Origin of the sequence: Arthrobacter subterraneus (assembly GCF_900099735.1) — a bacterium.
In the GTDB taxonomy this organism is placed as follows: Bacteria; Actinomycetota; Actinomycetes; order Actinomycetales; family Micrococcaceae; genus Arthrobacter_D; species Arthrobacter_D subterraneus.
The window spans coordinates 50586-69020 of record NZ_FNDT01000015.1 but is presented as its reverse complement, the minus strand read 5'-3'; the positions used below and the strand labels follow the sequence as shown (position 1 = coordinate 69020).

21 protein-coding genes and 1 riboswitch are annotated in these 18435 nt (G+C 65.0%); of the genes, 10 read left to right on the top strand and 11 right to left on the bottom strand.

Annotated features, from left to right (window positions below; translation table 11 throughout):
• Positions 1 to 323: integrase core domain-containing protein (locus BLS52_RS14270; protein ID WP_139186274.1), on the top strand; the 323-nt coding region annotated here is incomplete at its 5' end.
• 207 nt (positions 324 to 530) lie between these two features.
• Here the strand turns inward: BLS52_RS14270 and BLS52_RS14265 are convergent.
• On the bottom strand, positions 531 to 1568 hold the full coding sequence (locus tag BLS52_RS14265; protein ID WP_090587601.1) for a zinc-dependent alcohol dehydrogenase family protein: 1038 nt from the start codon (positions 1566 to 1568) through the stop codon (positions 531 to 533).
• A 206-nt stretch (positions 1569 to 1774) separates the two neighbouring features.
• Between BLS52_RS14265 and BLS52_RS14260 the strand changes: the two genes are divergently transcribed.
• The 4 genes from BLS52_RS14260 to BLS52_RS14245 all read left to right on the top strand — a co-directional run bounded on the left by BLS52_RS14260 (position 1775) and on the right by BLS52_RS14245 (position 5072).
• Positions 1775 to 2014 carry a hypothetical protein gene (locus BLS52_RS14260; protein ID WP_090587600.1) on the top strand — a complete coding sequence of 80 codons (240 nt, stop codon included), beginning with the start codon at positions 1775 to 1777 and terminating at the stop codon, positions 2012 to 2014.
• Between the two features lie 118 nt (positions 2015 to 2132).
• A complete protein-coding gene (locus BLS52_RS14255) occupies positions 2133 to 2630 on the top strand; it encodes a MarR family winged helix-turn-helix transcriptional regulator (RefSeq protein WP_175460183.1) in 498 nt (165 codons plus the stop codon).
• 139 nt (positions 2631 to 2769) lie between these two features.
• A riboswitch (SAM riboswitch) is annotated at positions 2770 to 2887 on the top strand.
• Positions 2888 to 3018: 131 nt separating this feature from the next.
• Complete coding sequence (locus BLS52_RS14250; RefSeq protein ID WP_090587597.1) at positions 3019 to 3432, top strand: OsmC family protein; 414 nt, start codon at positions 3019 to 3021, stop codon at positions 3430 to 3432.
• Entirely contained in the window at positions 3429 to 5072 is a 1644-nt protein-coding gene (locus BLS52_RS14245) for a sodium:solute symporter family protein (RefSeq protein WP_090587595.1), read from the top strand. The genes BLS52_RS14250 and BLS52_RS14245 overlap by 4 nt, the downstream gene beginning before the upstream one ends.
• Positions 5073 to 5094: 22 nt before the next feature.
• On the opposite strand, the gene BLS52_RS14240 is transcribed toward BLS52_RS14245, so the two are convergent.
• Together BLS52_RS14240 and BLS52_RS14235 are read right to left on the bottom strand one after the other, a co-directional pair.
• Entirely contained in the window at positions 5095 to 5997 is a 903-nt protein-coding gene (locus tag BLS52_RS14240; protein WP_090587594.1) for an NAD(P)-dependent oxidoreductase, read from the bottom strand.
• Between the two features lie 35 nt (positions 5998 to 6032).
• Positions 6033 to 7490 carry a four-carbon acid sugar kinase family protein gene (locus tag BLS52_RS14235; RefSeq protein ID WP_090587592.1) on the bottom strand — a complete coding sequence of 486 codons (1458 nt, stop codon included), beginning with the start codon at positions 7488 to 7490 and terminating at the stop codon, positions 6033 to 6035.
• Positions 7491 to 7623: 133 nt separating this feature from the next.
• Here BLS52_RS14235 and BLS52_RS14230 point away from each other — a divergent pair, with 133 nt between their 5' ends.
• The 5 genes from BLS52_RS14230 to BLS52_RS14210 all read left to right on the top strand — a co-directional run bounded on the left by BLS52_RS14230 (position 7624) and on the right by BLS52_RS14210 (position 12061).
• Positions 7624 to 8325 (top strand): FadR/GntR family transcriptional regulator, encoded by a 702-nt coding sequence (locus BLS52_RS14230; protein WP_090587590.1) that lies wholly within the window; start codon positions 7624 to 7626, stop codon positions 8323 to 8325.
• A 104-nt stretch (positions 8326 to 8429) separates the two neighbouring features.
• Positions 8430 to 10739, top strand: coding sequence for a beta-galactosidase (locus BLS52_RS14225; RefSeq protein ID WP_217636765.1), 2310 nt, complete (start codon positions 8430 to 8432; stop codon positions 10737 to 10739).
• Positions 10740 to 10793: 54 nt separating this feature from the next.
• Positions 10794 to 11207, top strand: coding sequence for a CBS domain-containing protein (locus tag BLS52_RS14220; protein ID WP_026544412.1), 414 nt, complete (start codon positions 10794 to 10796; stop codon positions 11205 to 11207).
• Between the two features lie 43 nt (positions 11208 to 11250).
• Positions 11251 to 11463: a hypothetical protein gene (locus BLS52_RS14215; RefSeq protein ID WP_090587586.1), complete on the top strand. Its 213-nt coding sequence runs from the start codon at positions 11251 to 11253 to the stop codon at positions 11461 to 11463.
• A 211-nt stretch (positions 11464 to 11674) separates the two neighbouring features.
• Positions 11675 to 12061, top strand: coding sequence for an ArsR/SmtB family transcription factor (locus tag BLS52_RS14210; protein WP_035778107.1), 387 nt, complete (start codon positions 11675 to 11677; stop codon positions 12059 to 12061).
• On the opposite strand, the gene BLS52_RS19145 is transcribed toward BLS52_RS14210, so the two are convergent.
• The 8 genes from BLS52_RS19145 to BLS52_RS14170 form a co-directional block, all read right to left on the bottom strand.
• The gene (locus tag BLS52_RS19145; RefSeq protein ID WP_139186273.1) at positions 12051 to 12278 is read right to left on the bottom strand and encodes a YegP family protein; all 228 of its coding nucleotides are present in this window, start codon (positions 12276 to 12278) and stop codon (positions 12051 to 12053) included. The genes BLS52_RS14210 and BLS52_RS19145 overlap by 11 nt on opposite strands.
• Before the next feature lie 117 nt (positions 12279 to 12395).
• A complete protein-coding gene (locus tag BLS52_RS14200; protein ID WP_090587582.1) occupies positions 12396 to 13142 on the bottom strand; it encodes an alpha/beta hydrolase in 747 nt (248 codons plus the stop codon).
• Between the two features lie 33 nt (positions 13143 to 13175).
• Positions 13176 to 13835: an alpha/beta hydrolase family protein gene (locus tag BLS52_RS14195; protein WP_090587581.1), complete on the bottom strand. Its 660-nt coding sequence runs from the start codon at positions 13833 to 13835 to the stop codon at positions 13176 to 13178.
• 64 nt (positions 13836 to 13899) lie between these two features.
• Positions 13900 to 14031, bottom strand: coding sequence for a hypothetical protein (locus BLS52_RS19005; RefSeq protein WP_281241726.1), 132 nt, complete (start codon positions 14029 to 14031; stop codon positions 13900 to 13902).
• Between the two features lie 11 nt (positions 14032 to 14042).
• Positions 14043 to 14810: a hypothetical protein gene (locus BLS52_RS14185; RefSeq protein ID WP_051470509.1), complete on the bottom strand. Its 768-nt coding sequence runs from the start codon at positions 14808 to 14810 to the stop codon at positions 14043 to 14045.
• Positions 14807 to 16438 carry a RecQ family ATP-dependent DNA helicase gene (locus BLS52_RS14180; RefSeq protein ID WP_035778091.1) on the bottom strand — a complete coding sequence of 544 codons (1632 nt, stop codon included), beginning with the start codon at positions 16436 to 16438 and terminating at the stop codon, positions 14807 to 14809. The genes BLS52_RS14185 and BLS52_RS14180 overlap by 4 nt, the downstream gene beginning before the upstream one ends.
• Entirely contained in the window at positions 16435 to 17184 is a 750-nt protein-coding gene (locus BLS52_RS14175; RefSeq protein WP_139186272.1) for a hypothetical protein, read from the bottom strand. The genes BLS52_RS14180 and BLS52_RS14175 overlap by 4 nt, the downstream gene beginning before the upstream one ends.
• 46 nt (positions 17185 to 17230) lie before the next feature.
• Entirely contained in the window at positions 17231 to 18346 is a 1116-nt protein-coding gene (locus BLS52_RS14170; protein ID WP_026544417.1) for an AI-2E family transporter, read from the bottom strand.
• Positions 18347 to 18435: the final 89 nt, after the last annotated feature.

Sequence of the window (18435 nt, the reverse complement as noted above, 5' to 3'; positions counted from 1 at the left end):
ACAGCGACCGCGGCGTCCAATACCGGGCCATCCGTTACGCCGAGCGACTCGCCGCCGAGGACGCCGTCGCTTCTGTGGGTTCCCGCGGGGATAGCTACGACAATGCGATGGCCGAGGCGCTGAACTCGCTGTTCAAAGCCGAGCTGGTCCGCAACAAAGGCCCCTGGAAGGACATCAACCACCTCGAAGTCGCCCTCGCCGAATGGGTCGACTGGTACAACCACCGACGCCTCCACGGCGAACTCGGCCACGTCCCACCCAGCGAATACGAACAACAACACGCCGGTGTCAATGCCGGCCTACTAACCACAATTTCCAACTAAAAATCTCTCCACCAAACCCGGGGCTTGACACCGCGTCTTCAAGACCTCCACCAACGAACTGATCGGAACCCTGCGCAATGAAGGCGGCGGACGCTACCGCGCCACCTTCAGCAACGTTGCCAGCAACCCCGGAAACATCACGGTGAAGAGCAGCGCGGGTGGTACAGCGTCCATCAACGTGACGTTGAAATAGGATTCCCGGTCGGCTTAGAGCGCGGGATCGATCATCGTCATGCCCGCGGGTTTTGCCCGGTCGAACCCCGGCAGCAGGGAACCCGCCTCGGCGAGGCCAACCGTGCGTTCGACCAGGAGATCCGGCCGCAGTGACCCCTCCTCGATCAACGCCAGCATTCCCGGATAGTCGGCGGCCGCCATGCCGTGGCTGCCCAGCACATCCAGTTCCCAGGCGATCACCCGTGCCATGGGCGCCCGGGGGTTCCCGTTGACTGGCGGCAGCAGCCCAATCTGGACATGTCGGCCACGGCGCCGGAGACTCAGGATCGCGTCGGCGCAGGTCTGTTCGCTGCCGACGGCATCGACGGCTACCTGGCTGCCGCCGTCGGTAAGGTCCATCACGGCGGCAGGGATGTCAGTGCCGTCGGCCACAAGGATGTGCTCCGCGCCAAGCCTCGACGCGACCTCCAGAGCCTCCGGGTTCCGGTCCACGGCGATCACCCGGGCGCCCAGCGCGCGGGCAATCATCACCGCGCTCAGGCCTACCCCACCGGCTCCGACGACGGTCACCCACTCGTCCCTGGTGACCCGGGCGCGGCCCACCAGTGCGCGGTACGCCGTGGCAAAGCGGCAGCCGAGGCTCGCCGCCGTCGCGAATTCCACCCGCTCCGGGATCGCCACCAGATTGGTGTCAGCCGCGTGCAGGGCAACGTACCCGGCGAACGAACCCCAGTGCGTGAAGCCCGGCTGCTCCTGATGGGGGCACACCTGCGCGTTCCCCGACAGGCACCAGTCACACCGGCCACAGCCGCAGACAAAAGGGACCGTTACACGGTCGCCCACCCGCCAGGAAGCGACGCCGGAACCCACTTCCGTGATGACGCCGGCAAGTTCGTGGCCGGGCACGTGCGGGAGAGTGATGTCCTCGTGGCCGGCCCACGCATGCCAATCGCTGCGGCACAGTCCGGTGGCCAGAACCTTGACGACGACGCCGCCCGGGGGTGCCGTGGGCGTTGGTACCTCGCGGACTTCGGGCGTTCCCTGGACCTGATCGAAAACTACTGCGCGCATTGCTGGAGTCTAATCCGCCGCAGCGCGACAGGGACGTACGCAGGACGTACTCCGGAACGAACCACGAGGTGTGCGGCAGTGACTCGGAGGCACCGCAGCGGCCCTCTTAATTGGAATGTGATTGCCTTGGGAAAGATTGCATTGCTTCCGATTTTCGGTAAGCTTCAAATTCCTTGAAGGCGGCTTGTGTCAGTGGAGGAGTTGTAATGAATAGCAAATTCAGGTTGACGCCGGGCACCCCCATGCCAGAGGATCTGGAGGCGTTGGAGGACGAGGCCTTGCACGTTATTCACAGCAGGTTGAGGCGCCAGATGGACGCGGAATACTCCAACGGATGGTTCTCATGGGAGACCGAAGTGCGCCTTGACGAGGTGAGGGCTGAGCTGGACCGCCGCGAGAACGGTGGGCTTTTCCGTTCGACTGGATCGCGCTACCAGGCCTCCTGACAGCGGGGTGACCGCCAGGCACTGAGTGAATGACTGAAAGCCTCCTCATTGCGGTCACCCCCGGAAAGCAGCCCTGGACAAATAGCGGTGCCGCTTATAGGCGGCAGTAGGGATGATTATGGATTTAGCCCAATGGCCAACCAACCGGTTACTGAATACCGCCGCCCGATTAACTGAAAACACCTCGACCGATCTCTTCCGGAGCCTGGATATCACGCCCTCCGGTATGGCGGTCCTTCGCGTCCTGTCCCAGGGGTTGGCAGCGAGCCGGTCCGAGCTCGGACAGAAGCTTCGGGTGCGGCCGGAGACGCTGGCGAAGCTGATCGAGCGCCTTCAGCACGGTGGTCTCATCGCCCAGAGCGGAAGCGTGCGTGACCAAGGGGATGTTCGGTTGCGAATTACCCAGGAGGGGCGGAAGCTGCTGGACCGCGCTGACGCGATCGAAGAGGAGCAGGAGCGCACTCTTGGTTCAGATGAACAGCTTCGCGCTGAACTCATCAGTCGCATAAGGGCGCTCGGCCTGGACACCGAGGCCGACCAGAAACGCACGCCCTTGAAGCTGGTGCCGAAGATCAGCACCCAGGAAGACACCTCCCGGTCGTCGGCGACGGGCTGAGCCCACATACTTCTCCGGCGGACATGATCCTAAACGGTCCAGAACTGCGCGATAACGGCCAACGCTTGGTTGCCAACCCGTCGTAACCTGACGTCGTCGTGAATTGGCCGGGCGTACCGCCTGAGATAAATTGGTGCCCAATCATGAGCTCCAGCCACAAGCCCTGGCGGGCTGGACAGCAACCCTCTATGTCGTAGCGGGGTGCTCCAGGTGATGATTAGGCCGCACGGAGAACCACGTGCCGGCAAGTACGGCGTCTCCACGTGGAACGCCCTGTGAGGTACAGGAGTAGTTCGTGACCAATTCCCTTCACGCGCCAGTGCATGGCTTGACCACTGACGCCGCATCGCTGAAAAGTGTGCGAGCCACAGGAGTCTGGGAAGGCTCCATGATTACGCGGATCGAATCACGCGGCTTTATCTTCCGCACGGATGAGCCGGTTCCGATCGGCGGTACCGATGCGTCTCCCACACCCATGCAATACGTGGTTGGTGCTGTGAATGGTTGCGTCACGGTGGTGATCGAAACCGTAGCCAATGAGCAGGGGTTTGCTGTCGAATCCGTCGAGACCTTCTCCCATGCGCACCAGGATGTACGTGGGTTCCAGGGAACCGCGGACGTCTCGCCCCATTTCAAGGACTTCACCCTCACAGTCAACCTCCAGGCCGCAATTCCCGAGGATCGGCTGGAAGCGTTCACGAGCCAGGTGGAAAAGCGTTGCCCGGCCATCAACCTGCTCCGGGACGCCGGAGTCGCTTTCACCGTCGAGTGGAACATTGGCGCGCGCGGGACGGCGAAGTGACGGCCGCAGGAGCCTGGACCTTGGGACTCGCCTTCGTTTATACGGTGGCGCTTGCCCTGGCCAGCAGAACCGCGCACAAACGGGCCGACCGCGGGGAAGGGTTTTTCGTCGGAAGCAGGACGTTCGGCCCATGGACTGTCGCATTCTGCATCACGGGACTGTTTTCGGGGTCCTCTTACATCGCCATTCTCGAACTCAGTTACCGGACCGGCATTTCAGCGATATGGTACGGCGTAGCCGAAACAGTACAGGTGCTGCTGATCGCGCTCATCCTGGTAAAGCCCCTGCGCAAGCGGTTGGTGGTCACCGTCACCGGAATGATTGGCGAGCGTTTTGGCCGCACGGCCCAGGCCATCGCCGGAACCATCACGGCGTTCACCTTTCCCATGTGGTCGGTGGCAACGGCCATAGCCTTCGCTTCCGCCCTCCATGCGTTCACGGCGCTGTCCATCGAGACCTCCATCGTGGTGACGGCACTGCTTCTCCTGATCTTCCTGTCCGCAGGCGGCATGCGGGCCGTGGCGCTGACCCAGAAAGCCAACTGCATGGTCTTTGTGGCCATGCTGGCTGTGGGGCTGGCCGCATTCTTCATCAATCCAGGCTTTGATGGTCTGGGTCGGCTTGCTGGGGAGCGGCCGGAAATGTTCCTGCTGGGCAACGCCGGAATTACCCTCATCGTTGCCTGGTTCGGCACGTTCATAGTCAATGTCCTGCTTGCCCAGGCTGCGTTCCAGATGACCATGTCCTGCCGCACGCCTGAAGACGGCCGCCGGGGCATGCTGTATGCGGCTGGACTCGGTATACCCTTCATCCTCATTGGCACGCTCCTCGGCGTGGCGGCAGCAGTAATAGTGCCCGCCCAGGACCTTGGTCTCGTGGCAGTTCCCCTCTATATAGCCGAGGTACTACCGGCCCCGCTTGCCGGCGTCTTCTTTCTCGGAGTGTGGGCGTGCGCCCTCGGATGGGCAGCTCCATGCCAGTTCTCCGGAGCCACCAGCCTCGGGCGCGACGTGGGACGGGCCCTCAGGCCGCAAGCCACCGAGGACGACCTCGTACGGTATACCCGCTGGGCACTGGTCCTGCTGACCGTCCTGATGATCATTTTTGCGTTCTTACGCTCTGAAGAATCCGCATGGTGGAACGTGCTGGCGTGGACCCTGCGAAACGGGGCAACGCTTGCACCCGTGCTCGCGGTGCTGTTCTGGCCGCTGGCAACTCGGCGCGCGGCATATGCGGCAATGGTTGTCGGCTTCACCACTGGTCTGGCGTGGTACCACTTCAGCGATTGGTCGCCGTCGAGCTTCCTCTACGGGATACACCCCGTATGGGTAGGCATGTCCGCCAATGTGCTCACACTGGTGATTCTGACACTGCTCACCGCGCAGTGGCAGCGGACCCGCAGCCGCAAACGGGAACTTCAGGGGTACGCCGCGCTTGCAACAGGCACAGCTCTCGCCATTGTTGCCGCTGGCTTCTGGAATGTGATGCATCCGTTGGGCTTCACCGGGCTGGCCATCTTCTGTGTCACCACAGCCGGTGCAGCCGCAGCGTTCCTTCTGGCTGTACCGGCGAGCGGGCAAGGGGCCTTGGAAGCGTCGGTTCTCCGCCGTCAGGACGAGCGCGTGGCTTCACTGGACTGACCCCGCCAACCCGCCCGTGATATCAGGCGGTGCGCCTGGTGGGCGCGACAACGCGGATGACGGCGGAATCATCCGCAGCGGCGAGGCCCTGGGCCTGGCCGAGAAGGTACAGCTGTTCAGCGGCGGCAGCGACCGGCGTTGCCAGACCGGATCCCCGGGTTGCCTTGCCGACAATCCCCATGTCCTTGACGAAGATGTCCAGCCGGCTGAGCACCTCGGCGCCGTCCTCGCTGTACGCCTCAAGGATCCGCGGCCCGCGGTTGGAGAGCATGAAGGAACCGGCGGCGCCGGCCTCGAGGGCGGCGAGGGTCTTCTCCTGGTCCAGGCCGAGCGCGTCGGCCAGCGCCATCGCTTCGGCGGCGGCGGCGATGTGCACTCCGCACAGCAGCTGGTTGACCGTCTTGAGCGCCTGACCGTCACCGGGCTTGTTCCCGACGATGCTCAGCGTGGAGGCCAGCAGCTCCAGGACCGGGCGGGCAGCCTCCACTGCGGCGGGAGCGGCGCCGACCACAATGAGCAGGTCACCCTCCCCGGCCCGCTTGGGGCCACCCGAGAGGGGTGCGTCGACCAGCTCAACACCGAACTCGGCGAGGCGTGCGACAGTGTCGGCGATCGCCTCGGTCCCGACGGTGCTGGTGAGGATGACGACGGCGCCGGGCTTCAGTGCTGCGGCTACGCCGTTCTCGCCGAACAGGACGTCGGTGAGCTGCTCGCCGTTCCGTACTGCAAGCAGGAGTGCGTCGGCGCCATGGGTGGCATCGCGGCCCGAGGTGAAGGTGCGGACACCGGCGTCGTTCGCCAGCGTGAGCCGCTCTTCGGCGATGTCGAAGCCGTGGACGGTCAGCCGGGTGGCGAGGCGCGTGGCCATGGGCAGGCCCATCGCGCCGAGCCCGAGGACGGTGACCTGGTATTCAGTAGTGCTCATGGGAATCTCCGTTGAAACGTGTGGAAGCTGGCGGATCAGAAGGTGGTGCTGAGCTTGCGGGTGACGTCGGCGAGCGAGCGGTCGTCGCCTACGTTGCCCGCGAAGACGATGTAGGGGATGCCCTTTGCGGGGCCGTCAACCGGCGCCCACAGCGAGACGATGCCGGGGAGCATGGGTCCGCGCACAATGGCATGGCGGATCTCCAGGCCATGCGCTGCGACGTCGGACGAGGTGATACCGCCCTTCGCGATGACAAACCGGGGCGGGAACGCCTTCAGTGTCCGGTTGACGACGTCGACGACGGCGGCAGAGACAGTCCGCGCGATGCGCAGGCTCTCCGCCGGGTCATCGGTCCGCACTAAAATACGGCTGGTGTGGACAATAACGTCCGCGCCGTCGAGTGCGGTGGTCACATTGTGGACCACTTCATCGAGGTAGCTCTCGGCGCCGTCCGTGAGCAGGCGCTCGACGTCGATCTCGATGATGCGCGCCGAACTGTGCTCGTTGGTCAGGGCGTTCAGCTGGCGGGTGGTGACGCCCACATGTGACCCGACAACGATGAGACCGCCGGCGGTGCTGGGGTTTGTGCCGCCGGGGAACGCCTCGTCGCTGGTCAGCGGCTCACGGACGTCCTGCCCGATCCGGCCGCGCATGAAGGGCGGGCCCACGCGGTACAGCAGGCGCTTGCCGCGGCGTTCGGCTTCAGCCAGCCCCAGGGAGAGCGCGCGCAGGTCATTCTCGGTGACAATGTCGGCGACGATCGGGGTGGATTTTGAGGCGGCGTCGATCGCGTCGGCGATGGCTTTGGCGGACACGGCTGGGTCATTGGCCTGGCTGCCGGCGCGGATGGTGTTCAGATCGAGCACGATCACGCTGTCGGCGGGAAAGCGTCCGCCGGACTTCTCCTCCACATACTTCGGCAGCGCGGAGTTGCTGAAGCCGAAGCTGGCGTCCTTGGCGAATTCGGTTTCCGCGACGGGGATCAGCTCATCGGCGGTGCCGCGCATGTAGTGGACGCCGCCGATGGTGACGCGGCCGGCGTCGGGGAACGCCGGAATGATGACCACGCCGTCGGTGGCCTCACCGGAGGCCTCGGCGACCGTGGCGGCGATGACGTCCGGCTCAAGGGGGAAATGCCCGCGGAGGGTGGAGTCGCTGCGGCTGACGAAGCTGACCTGCAGGTCCGAGCCCAGCCGGGCAGCGGCGTCGAGCGCGTTGCGGACCACTTCCTCGTTGCGAGCGGCGGCTTCAGCCGGGTCGAGGCTGCGCGTGTTGGTGAGCACGTACACGGCGGGCTTGCCTTCGCCGTACGCCCAGGTGAAGTCTTCGGTTTCCCAGCGGGTGAGGACCGGCAGGTCCGCGACGGACTGTGTTCCGGTGGGGTCGTCGTCGAGCACCACAAAGATGCGGCCCTCAACGGTCCGGGCCACCGCTTCGGCGGGGACGGCAAGTTCCGCCGGGTAGCCGGCGAGGAGGTTTGTCTCGGTAGGCACTGCGCACTCCGTTGTGTGTAAGGCTGGTTCGTGAGAGGAATGTATGATGTCAGACATCTTGCATATGCAATAGTGTGACACAGCCCATGAGGGTGCGCAAGTAGACTGAACCGGACACCGGAAGAGGGGGAGCATGGCACGCAAATCGCTGGTCGATGTTGTTGCCGATGAGCTGCTCGACCGCATTGTTGCCGGTGAATTCCCGCCGGGATCCGGCGTCCCAGGGGAACTTGAACTCAGCGCCCGCCACGAAGTCAGCCGCATGACCGTCCGGGAAGCGATGAAAACCCTCGTGGCCCGCCGGATCCTCCGGGTAGAGCGCGGCCGGGGCACGTTCGTGAATCCGTTGAACCAGTGGTCATCCCTCGAGGCGGTGCTGCGCTTCGCCTCGGAAGGCCAGGATGACGCCGCGGTTGCCGTCCAGTTGATCGAACTGCGCCGCATGCTTGAAACCGGTGCCGCGGAAATCGCAGCGGGCCGCATCACTGACGGGGAACTCGCGGAGATGGACGAGCAGCTGGCACTGATGCGCGCAGCCCACGAAGCCAACGACGTCGACCGCTTCGTCGCTGCCGACCTCGCCTTCCATGACCTGATCCTGCACGCATCCGGCAACGTCTTTGTCGCGGTGCTGTTTGAACCGCTCACCAGGATCCTCGCCTCCCGCAGGGCGCAGACCTCGAAGGTGGTCCAGATCCAGATCAACGCGCTCGCCGAGCACGCCAACATCATGGACGCAATGCGCTCGCATGACGCCGAACGGGCACGGCTCGCGATGGACCGGCACATGGAGCAGACGCTCAATGATCTGAAGACGCACGTCCTGGAGAGTTAGCCGGGTTCTTGCTTCGGCTCGGGAATGCGCTTACCGTCGAGGTTATGCCGTCTCCATGCCGGGTTACCCACCGCGACTGGGATACCCCTGAAACCTTCCCAGGCATGGCCAACGACGTCGACATCCGGCCGGGACTGAGCCTCACCAGCCGCAGCATCCGGCGAAACGGCGAACCGTGGATCCCCGTCACGGGAGAAATGCACTACAGCCGACAGCCGCGCGACCGCTGGGCGGACGCGCTCCGGCTGATGAAGGCCGGCGGAATCACCGTTGTGGCGACCTACGTGTTCTGGATCCACCACCAGCCCGTCGAAAACGAAGAACCGGATTTCAGCGACAACCTCGACCTCGCCGCGTTCATCATGCTGTGCAGGGAAACCGGTCTGGACGTGGTGCTCCGCCTCGGCCCGTGGTGTCACGGCGAAGTCCGCAACGGCGGCCACCCCGACTGGATTGTGGACGCCGACTACCCGGAGCGCACCGACCATCCCCGCTACCTCGACGCCGTCCGGGCCTGGTTCGGCGCCATCGGGCGACAGCTGGCCGGACTCTGCGGGAACTCCGGCCCGGTGATCGGCATCCAGCTGGAGAACGAACTCTACGACCAGCCCGGCCACATCCTCACCCTCAAGTCCCTCGCGCGGGAGGCCGGGTTGACGGCACCGCTGTGGACCGCGACCGCCTGGGGGAGCGCGGACATCCCGGTCGGCGAGGTCTTCCCGCTCTACGGCGGCTACGCGGATGGTTTCTGGGTGGACACCGACCAGGGCTGGGATGAGAGCTTCCAGGCGCACTTCACCTTCTCCCGGCAGTGGGATGACCCGGGAATCGGCAGGGACCTTGCGGGCGACAGTTGGACGGGAACCATCGGCGCGAAGCATCCGGACTTTCCTGCCGCCACCTGCGAACTGGGCGGCGGGATGGCCACCGCCTACCACCGCCGGCCCGCACTGACCGCCCGGGATATCGCCGCCGTCGCGCACTGCAAGCTGGGCAGCGGGTCCGTCTGGCAGGGCTACTACATGTATGTCGGCGGAAGTAATCCCCGGCCCGGGCTGCAGGAGTCCCACGCGACCGGCTATCCCAATGACCTGCCGGAGTTCAATTACGACTTCGCGGCGCCCATCGGAGCACATCTCCAAGTCCGCGAGAGCTTGCACCGGCTGCGGAACCAGCACTCCTTCCTGGAGGCTTTCGGTTCCGGCCTTGCGGACATGAACACCACGCTTCCTGATCACGACGACGACGGCGGCCTCCGCTGGGCGCTGCGCAGCAACGGACGGAGCGGCTTCGTCTTCATCAACAATCACCGGCCGTACCGCCCGCTGCCTGAACGCGCCGGTGTGCACTTCGACATCACCCTCGGTGAGGAAAAGCTCCGCTTCCCGCACCGGCCGGTGACCGTCCCCGCCGGCGAGTTCATGTCCTGGCCCGTCCAGCTCGAGGTGGGAGGCGTCGTCGTGCGCTGGGCAACGCTCAACGTCCTGACGGTTATCGAGCCGGAGGAGGGGCCTCCCGTGCTGGTGCTGACCGCCAACGACGGCGTCGACGCGCACCTTGCCGTGCCGGCCGGCTACTCCGCCGAGGGTCACCCTGCAACACAGATGGGTGAAGAGCTGGTTCTTGAGGACCTCCAACCCGGCATCCTCACCCTGACCGGTGAGGATGGCGCCCGGTTGCGCGTACTCACCCTGTCCGCCGCGCAGGCGCTGCAGGCCTGGACTCCCAGCCTTGAGGGGAAACGGTGCCTCGTTCTGTCCGCGGCGCCCGTCCTGGAGAGCGGAAGCGGGCTTGACGTGATGGCCTCGGCGGCGGCGGACGTTGCGGTGTTTCCGCCGCTCGGCACGGCCGGCCGCGACGGGTTCTCCCGGCACCCCGTCACGCGGCCCAACCGGCCTGTCGAGGTGAGGGTGGAGTGCGTGCGGGCGGCAACGCAGCCTCCGCCCGCGACGGTGAGGGTTCCGGGCCGGGCGTCCGCGCCGACGCCCGGGCAGCTCACCCGCCACTCCACCCGCTTCCGCATCACCGTGACCGGACATGCTCCGGCAGACGAGCGCTCACTGCTACGCCTGGAGCTCGTGGGTGATGTGGCGTCGTCGTTGTTCGAGGGGCGGGCGGAGGACGTCTACTGGAACGGAGCGGTGTGGGAGATCGACATCACGCCGAGCGAGGATACGACCTTTCGGGAGGTGGCTGTGCTCGTATATCCGCTGACCCCGGGCTCTCCCGTCTGGCTCCCGGAGGCCGCTGACAGGATCCGGGGTGACCTTCCCGCTCCGACGGCCGAAATCACCGCCGCCTCGGCGCTGAGCGTCCCGACAGTGCAACTCTTCCCGGGCCGGCATTCCGGGTGCCCCGACCCTCTTCACAACGATAGACAGCTTGCTTATGATCGTAGTTTCAGGTCCGTTTGATCGTGCAGGGCCTGTTTCATCCGCAAGTACAGAACGCAGGAAAGGGGACTGATCATGACAACCGCACGCGACATTATGACCGGCGGTGCTGAATGCATCGGCGAGAACGACACCCTGGAGGAGGCGGCGCGGAAGATGAAGGACCTGGACGTCGGGTCGCTTCCCATCTGTGGAGAGGATAATCGGCTGAAGGGCATGGTCACGGACCGGGACATTGTGGTCAAGTGCCTTGCCGCCGGGTCCGACCCCCGCGAGATCAAGGCCGGCGAGCTGGCGGAGGGCAAACCTGTAACCATCGGCGCAGATGACAGCATCGAAGAGGCCATCAAGACCATGACCTCCCACCAGGTCCGCCGGCTGCCGGTGATTGATGGTCACGATCTGGTGGGCATGCTGAGCCAGGCTGACATTGCGCGCAACTATCCCGAAGAGAGGGTGGGCGAGCTGGTGGAGTTGATTTCCTACTGAGCCCGCCCTTCTCCTGGAGCCGGATGACGAGGAGGATAGAAGTATGCGCACCGAAGCAAATGAGCCGTTCACCGCGAATGATGCGGACCGCCTTGAACAGCAGGAAGTTGTGAGCGAGGAACCCGTCGAGGACGAGGACGCGCCTCTCGGGACATCCGCCCGTGAAGCGAATGAAGCCGACGTCGCCGAGCAGGCCCGCTCTGTCCAGGGGGATGATGACTACCCCCGTGGCCCAGTGGATGAGGAGCCGGTCTAGCTCCGCTGGGCGTTTCCAACTCTGTGCCCGCCCGGTTCTCCGGGCGGGCACATTGATGACGTGATACTGCACGAGCGCACCCCTACCGATCGGTAACTCTTGACGGTATGATGAAGTGCTTAACTGCCCCGGCGACCGCCTCAGGGCTTTTCCGGCCCGGCCTTTCAGGTGTTGCATTGCCCGGTCCACGTACGCGAAGGACGATGATCCCTTGGAAACTTTTCCGGGAGCGCACAGGCCCCTCTATGAAGTGAAGGCCAATCTCTTCAAAGGGATGGCGCATCCGGTGAGGGTGCGGGTTCTTGAGATTCTTTCCGCGACGCCTGACGTCTCCGTGACGGACCTTATCTCGGATATGGGGGTTGAAGCTTCACGGCTTTCCCAGCATCTTTCGGTGCTGCGTACACACCACCTCGTCGTGTCCGAGCGACGCGGCAGCCAGGTCTTTTACCGTCTGGCCTACCCGCGGGTTGCTGAACTGCTGGCGACGGCCAAGATGTTGCTGGGTGAAGTCCTGGAGGCCACCCAACAGCAGTTACTCACTGCGGAGTGGGCTGCGGCGGACTCTCAGAAAACGGGATCCACGTCTACGTCCTAGCCGGCGCCCGCACGAGCCGAGGCATCCTTGGCGAGGCCTCGGAGCGGTCGCGGATGTGGCCCATTGCGGCATTCTCACGCACCGCTGTAATAGCGGTGACTGCCTCCCTTTTGTGGTGGTATCCCGCAGAGGTCACGAGGACACCGCCATGCTCATCCATGAGATGAAAGCGGTACAGCAGGTCAGTGTCTCTGAAAATTTCGAAGTTTCCGGTCAAATGAGTCCCTCCCCCGAGGTGCCCAGACGCCCCGTTGCGCCTGAGCAATTTATGGTTTCATCAAATCACCATATTGGGAAGGTTTGTGACGTCACATACCGCACCGGCTCCGAGGAGTCAGGTGCCCGTCCAGCCCTGCCGGTCGAGCCAGCGGCTGCAGAGCGAGGTCCACTCATCCGGCCCGCTCTCCTCCCAGGCCAGACCCAGGCCATGGCGCCCGTGCGGGAAGACGTGCACCTCCGCCGGCACCCCGTGCTCGATCAGGGCGCGGGCATAGGCGAACGTGTTCTCGACCGGGACGGCGCCGTCGTCCGCCGTGTGCCACAGGAAGGCCGGCGGCGCTGCGCTGGTGGTATTCAACTCCGCAGACATCCGCTGCAGCAGGTCCGACGACGGGGAAGTGCCCAACAGATTGTCAATACTTCCCTGATGCGCGGCACTGGTGAAGGACACCACCGGGTAGCAGAGGATTGAAAGGTCCGGAACGGCGTCGGCAATGTCCAGCGCCGGGTCGTCGCAGGGGACGGCGGTCGACAGCGTCGCGGCGAGGTGACCTCCCGCCGAAAACCCGAGCACTCCCACACGGGAGGTGTCGACGGCCATGCCGTGGTCACCGTTGCGGATCCACAGCATTGCCGCTTTGGCGTCGGACAGCGGTGCCGGATGCCGGTGCGGGGCAACCCGGTACCGCAGCACGAATGCGTGGATGCCGAGGCCGGCAAGCCATTCACCCACCGGCTCGGCTTCATGATCGGAGGTCTTGCCATAACCGCCGCCGGGGAGAACCAGAACGGCGGGCCGGGGTGTCTGCGGGCTGTTTTGGGCGGGAATCAGGGTCAGGTCCAGGGCAGCGTGGCTTGTCATGGTTTCAAACTAACCGAGCCACTGTCCGCGCCCTCAGCCGGGCGCAATATACGACGCCACCGCCGGTGCAAGCGAGGCACCGATTTCCTGGGGACTTCGCCGGGCGCCCTTGACCGCAAAGGAGTGGTCGGCGTTGGGCACATAGGTGAGGGTTGCCCGCTGTCCCAGTTTCGCCACCACCGCCTCCAGGAGTGCGTGCTGGGCGAAGGGATCATTGCTTCCCTGCAGGAACAGCATCGGGATTTCGACGGCGCCGAGATGTTCGTCGCGGATCTTCTCCGGCTTTCCCGGCGGGTGCAGCGGGTACCCGAGGAAGATCAGGCCGGCCGCACTCATTCCCTCAGGCACTGCCATGGACGCCATCCGGCCGCCGAAGGACTTCCCGCAGGCCCAGACCGGCTCACCGCCCGACAGCTCTCCAGCATGCCGCATCACTTCACGCCAGGCCGCAATCGCTTTGGGCGGCCGATCCGGGAAGCGCCGGCCCTGCTCCATGTAGGGGAAGTTGTACCGGAGCGTGGCGAAGCCGGAGTCATTGAGTGCCTCGCTGAAGCCCACCAGGAACGGGTGGTCCATCCCGGCGCCGGCTCCGTGCGCGATGACGAGCGTAGCGACAGGGTTGTCCGGCCCACTGCCAGCGCAGGAGAATTCGGCATCATCAACCTGCAGCGTGAAGCGTTCAGCGGAAGCCATATGCCCATCGTCTCGTAGCGTTGCACCCGCTCTGCGCGGGCGTCCTGGAATGGAACCGGGCGGCTTAGCCTTCCTGCTCGCGTCGGTTCAGCTCGAGGTTGATCTCCTCAAGTCGCGCTTCCGTTTCGGGTTCGGGGAGGCCCTCCGCGTACTCTGCCTCCAGCTCCCGATGGATCCGGCTGTTCAGTATTTCCACCTCGACATCCGTCAGGACGGTGAGGTCCTCCGGGAATGGGTCCTCAGGGGAAATCTTGTGGTTGGTTTCCATGGATCACTTTCAGCCGAGCGGTTCTCTCTCCCGAAGTGTAACCATGCCGTCGATTTTTGTGCGAGGGCGTATGACGGAACCCGCAGCGCCCGCGTCCACGGGTAGGTGCCCAGGCCTGCTGGAGGGCATCCCACGGGATCGAACCGGGGCTGTTCGGACTGCTCGCTGCTGATGCGCAGGTTCAGTGTGCCGCAGCGGGTCCATGGTCCGCGCAGATGGCTGTAGAAGAGTCCCCACTGGAGGTGCCCCTCGTACGAGCGAAGCTCCGAAAGGGTGCCCAGTCCCTGCCCCGGACCCTCGCGCCGTGCGGCCAGCAGTACCGGTCCGCCTGCTCCCCTGAACGGCATGAGGGAGGTGAACGGACCATCTACCACAGATCGGCGAGGCAGAACCATGAAGCGTCCCGGTGCACCGCGACCCGTGGTCGCGAGGAGCACATCAGCGTCACCGATGCGCAGAGCCAGCCCGACGACGTCGGGCAGAGCGTCCGGTAAGCCCACCGAGCGGGAAATCCGCGCAAGCACCTGCTCCTCGCAGGTGCTGTCAAGCCACTGCTCGCCGCTGAATACCCGAGTGTGGGTCAGCGTCCCGTGCAGCAGGACGCCGGAGCGGTGGATCGGCCGGTCCGGCCGGAAGAGGCGCAGAACAGCGAATACGGCCTTCAGCCCCTGGCCGCCGGCGCGGGCAAGAGGGAACAGCCCGCTCATGGTGTCACCGTCCTCAATAGGTCCTTTTCTTCGACGAGGGGAATCGACAGTGACTTGTACCCGTGCTCCTCGAACAGGACCGTGACAATCTCATTCTCATATTCCATCACCACGCCGGTGCCCCATTCGCGGTGACTCACAGTGCTCTGCAGCGGGAAGGGGCGGCTGCCGCCGTCGTCGTGATTCTCGGCCGTCCGCCCTGAGTCACAGTTGTCGCAGGCATTGCATTCGCCCTCCCGCTCCTCGGCGAAGTAGCCGAGCAGGAACTTCCGGCGGCACCCGCGGTACTCCGCATACTGCCGGGCCATGTCCACCCGTGAGCGGTCTATTTCCTGCCGCCGCTTCCGATGGTCGACGACGTCCGCGATCACCTGGTCGGCGTTCTTCCCCACCGCCCGGTATTTCCCTGCGCGCTCGCGGACGGCGCCCACCTCGAGCAGCAGGTTCAGGAGCCCGGAAAGCTTTCGCTGGGTCAGTCCGGTTACCTGCCGGATCCCTGCCGCATCCAGGGCGTCTTCCGCCGAGCGGAGGGCAGCGAACAGCTCGCGGAGGCTGCCTTCCGGTACGTTTTTCGCCGCGAAGAAGCGCCGGATCCCGAGATCCTCCGGGCGATAATGAAGCACGACGGCGGCCGGCTCCCCATCGCGCCCGGCGCGCCCTGCCTCCTGGTAGTAGCTGTCGAGGGAGTCCGGGATGTCCGCGTGGACCACAAACCGCACGTCAGGCTTGTCGATCCCCATGCCGAAGGCCGTTGTTGCCACCACAACGTCCAGCTCACCGGCGTGGAACGCCTCGTGCAGTGCGGTCCGCTCGGTCTTTCTGCGTCCGGAGTGGTAGGCATCCGCGCGCAGCCCGGCCTCGCGCAGTTCCTGGGCGTACTGATCAGCCTGCTTCCGGGTGGCCGTATACAGCAGGCCCTGGCCCTGCAGCGCCGTTACCTGCCCAAGAACCGCACGCCGCTTGTCCCGCTCCGACTCATGCTGTTGGACGCTCAGGTGCAGGTTCGGCCGGTCGAAGCCCTCCGCAACGATGACCGCGTCCGTCAGCCTCAGCCGCTCCAGAATCTCCTGCCGGACCGGCGGCGAGGCGGTCGCCGTCAACGCGATGACCGGGCGCTTCAGCCGGTTCACGAGCGAGCCGAGCTGCAGGTAGTCCGGCCGGAAGTCGTGACCCCATGCCGATACGCAGTGGGCCTCGTCGATCACCAGGAAGGACACGTCCAGGGTGCTGAGGCGCTCCGCGACGTCCTCGCGTGCCAGCTGCTCGGGTGCCAGGAAAAGGAACTTGGCGCGGCGTTCCTCATCGGAATCTTCCGCGGCGGCCCAGGCCTCATCGACCTCGGCATCGGACGCCGTCGAATTCAGGACATGGGCACGGACTTCTCCCAGCGCCTCATTGATGGCGCTCACCTGATCGCTCTGGAGGGCAATCAGCGGTGAAACAACGACGGCGACACCGGGCACAGTCATGGCCGCCACCTGGTAGATGGCCGACTTTCCATAGCCGGTGGGGAGAACGCAGAGGACGTTCCGTCCGTCGTCGGCCGCTTTCAGGGCCTTCCGCTGTCCGGGAAGCAGCGAATCCCAGCCGAAGAGGTCGCGGGCAGTGGTTTCGGATTGCGAATTCATTCGGCGGCCGCCGTGACCAGAGCGAGCAGGACCGAGTACACAACCATCCCGACCAGGAACCAGGGGAAACTGGAACCGCGGTTTGACGGCAGCTCCTCCTTGAAGACGTTCAGCAGTACGGCGCCGCCCAGCAGCGCGGTGAGGATGGCGACCAAAACGGTGCTGGTCGGAGCGACGATGACGGACAGCAGCCACCCGAGGAGCAGCGCGCCCGCGAGGAGCAACCGGCCGTTCGCGGCGAAGCGCCGCGGATAGTGCTCTTCGAGGTGCCGGTCCGTGAGTACAAAATGCAGGCCCATGGCCACGGTGAAGAGGATGGCGAACAGCAGCCCGGTTTCGAGGCGCAGCGCCATGGTGTAGGTGATGAGCGTGTTGTAGAAGGCAAACGCGCCGAGGTGTACCCAGTAGAGGCCCGCTGAGTCGGGTTTCCCGTGCGTCTTTCGGGAAGTCGCCAACCGGTCCAGACCGTAGAAGGCCGTGAAGCCGGCGAGTGCGACAACAAAGATGCCGAGGTCAAAGAGGGCGGTGACCTCGATAGTGTCCCCGAGCAGCTCACCGATGGCCTCTTCACCCTCCGCGATTTCCGGGAGAAGGTGAAGGAAAACGTAGGCCACGGCAAGCCCGCCGGCGAAGGACCCGGTGACGTTCTCGGGAACCAGCGGAAGCTTGCGGATACGCAGGGCTGCAAGGTGAAGCCCTGCCAGGGCCAGGGCAATGACCAGTGAGCCGAACAGTGCCATCTCCAAGGGGGCTACCTCACTTTGCCGTACTTTCCGATTGCCGTGCCATGCCTCAGGTGGGTTCGGAGCCGGCCGGGGGCAGGTCCGGATTCAGCGGCTCAAGATTCGGGTCCTCCGCCGTCCACACCTGCAGGACCGCCCAGGCCACTGCGGCGATCGGGACGGAGAGGACGGCGCCGATGATCCCCGCGAGGATGGTCCCGGCGGTTAGCGCCAGCAGGATCACCAGTGCGTGCAGCCGCAGCGATTTCCCCATCACGATGGGCTGGAGCAGGTCACCTTCCAACTGGTTGACGCCGACGACGACGGCAACCACAATGAGCGCGACCACCGGTCCGTTCGCCACCAGCGCCACGAGGGCGGCGAGGACACCGGCGAGGGTGGCTCCCACCAGCGGAACAAATGCGCCGATGAATACGATCATCGCGAGTGGAATGGCCAGCGGGACGCCGAGGATGAGGAGTGCGATGCCGATCGCCACGGTGTCGACGAGGGCCACGATCGCCGTTCCGCGTACGTAGCTGCCCAGCACCTCCAGCGTGCGGGCGCCGGAGCGGCGGAGTTTCTGCTCGCGTTCACCCTTGAAGGGCCGCAGGAAGAATTCCCAGATCTTCTTGCCGTCCTTGAGGAAGAAGAAGAGAATCACGGCCATCAGCGTGGCCCCGGTGAGGAATTCCGCGACCACGGAGACGCCCGAGATGGCGCCGGAACGGAACTGTGCGCTGGTGGCGAAGTCGATGATCGCCGTTCTCGCTTCGGCGAGCTGTTCCGGTGAGATGGGGAAGGGCCCGCTGGTCAGGAACGCCTGAAGCTCGTCCAGTCCCTCTGTTGCTGAGGTGACCAGCTCATCGGCCTGGCTTCGGACCGAGATCACGATGACGGTGATGATTGCGGAGAGTGCAATCAGCAGGCCAAGGAATGCGATGGCCGTGGCCAGCGCCCCCGGTACACCCCGCCGGCGCAGCAGGTTCACAAACGGTCCGATCGCCGCTGCCAGGATCAGCGCGATGATGACGGGAATCACCAGGAGGCGGATCTGCAGTAGGGCGTACACGCCGACAACGACCAGCGTGAGGATGAGCAGGATCTGCGCGGCCCGGGAGCCGGCGCGGCCCAGGCCGTCCGCCCAGGGACTCAATCGGGTGCTGTGCAGGCGGGAGCCGGCCATGTGGTTTCCTTCCCCGGTGGGTGAGCGGTATGCCGTGGAACTAAATGGTAAGCATACTGTGTATTTTCCCGGGGGCGTGGCGGGGGCTG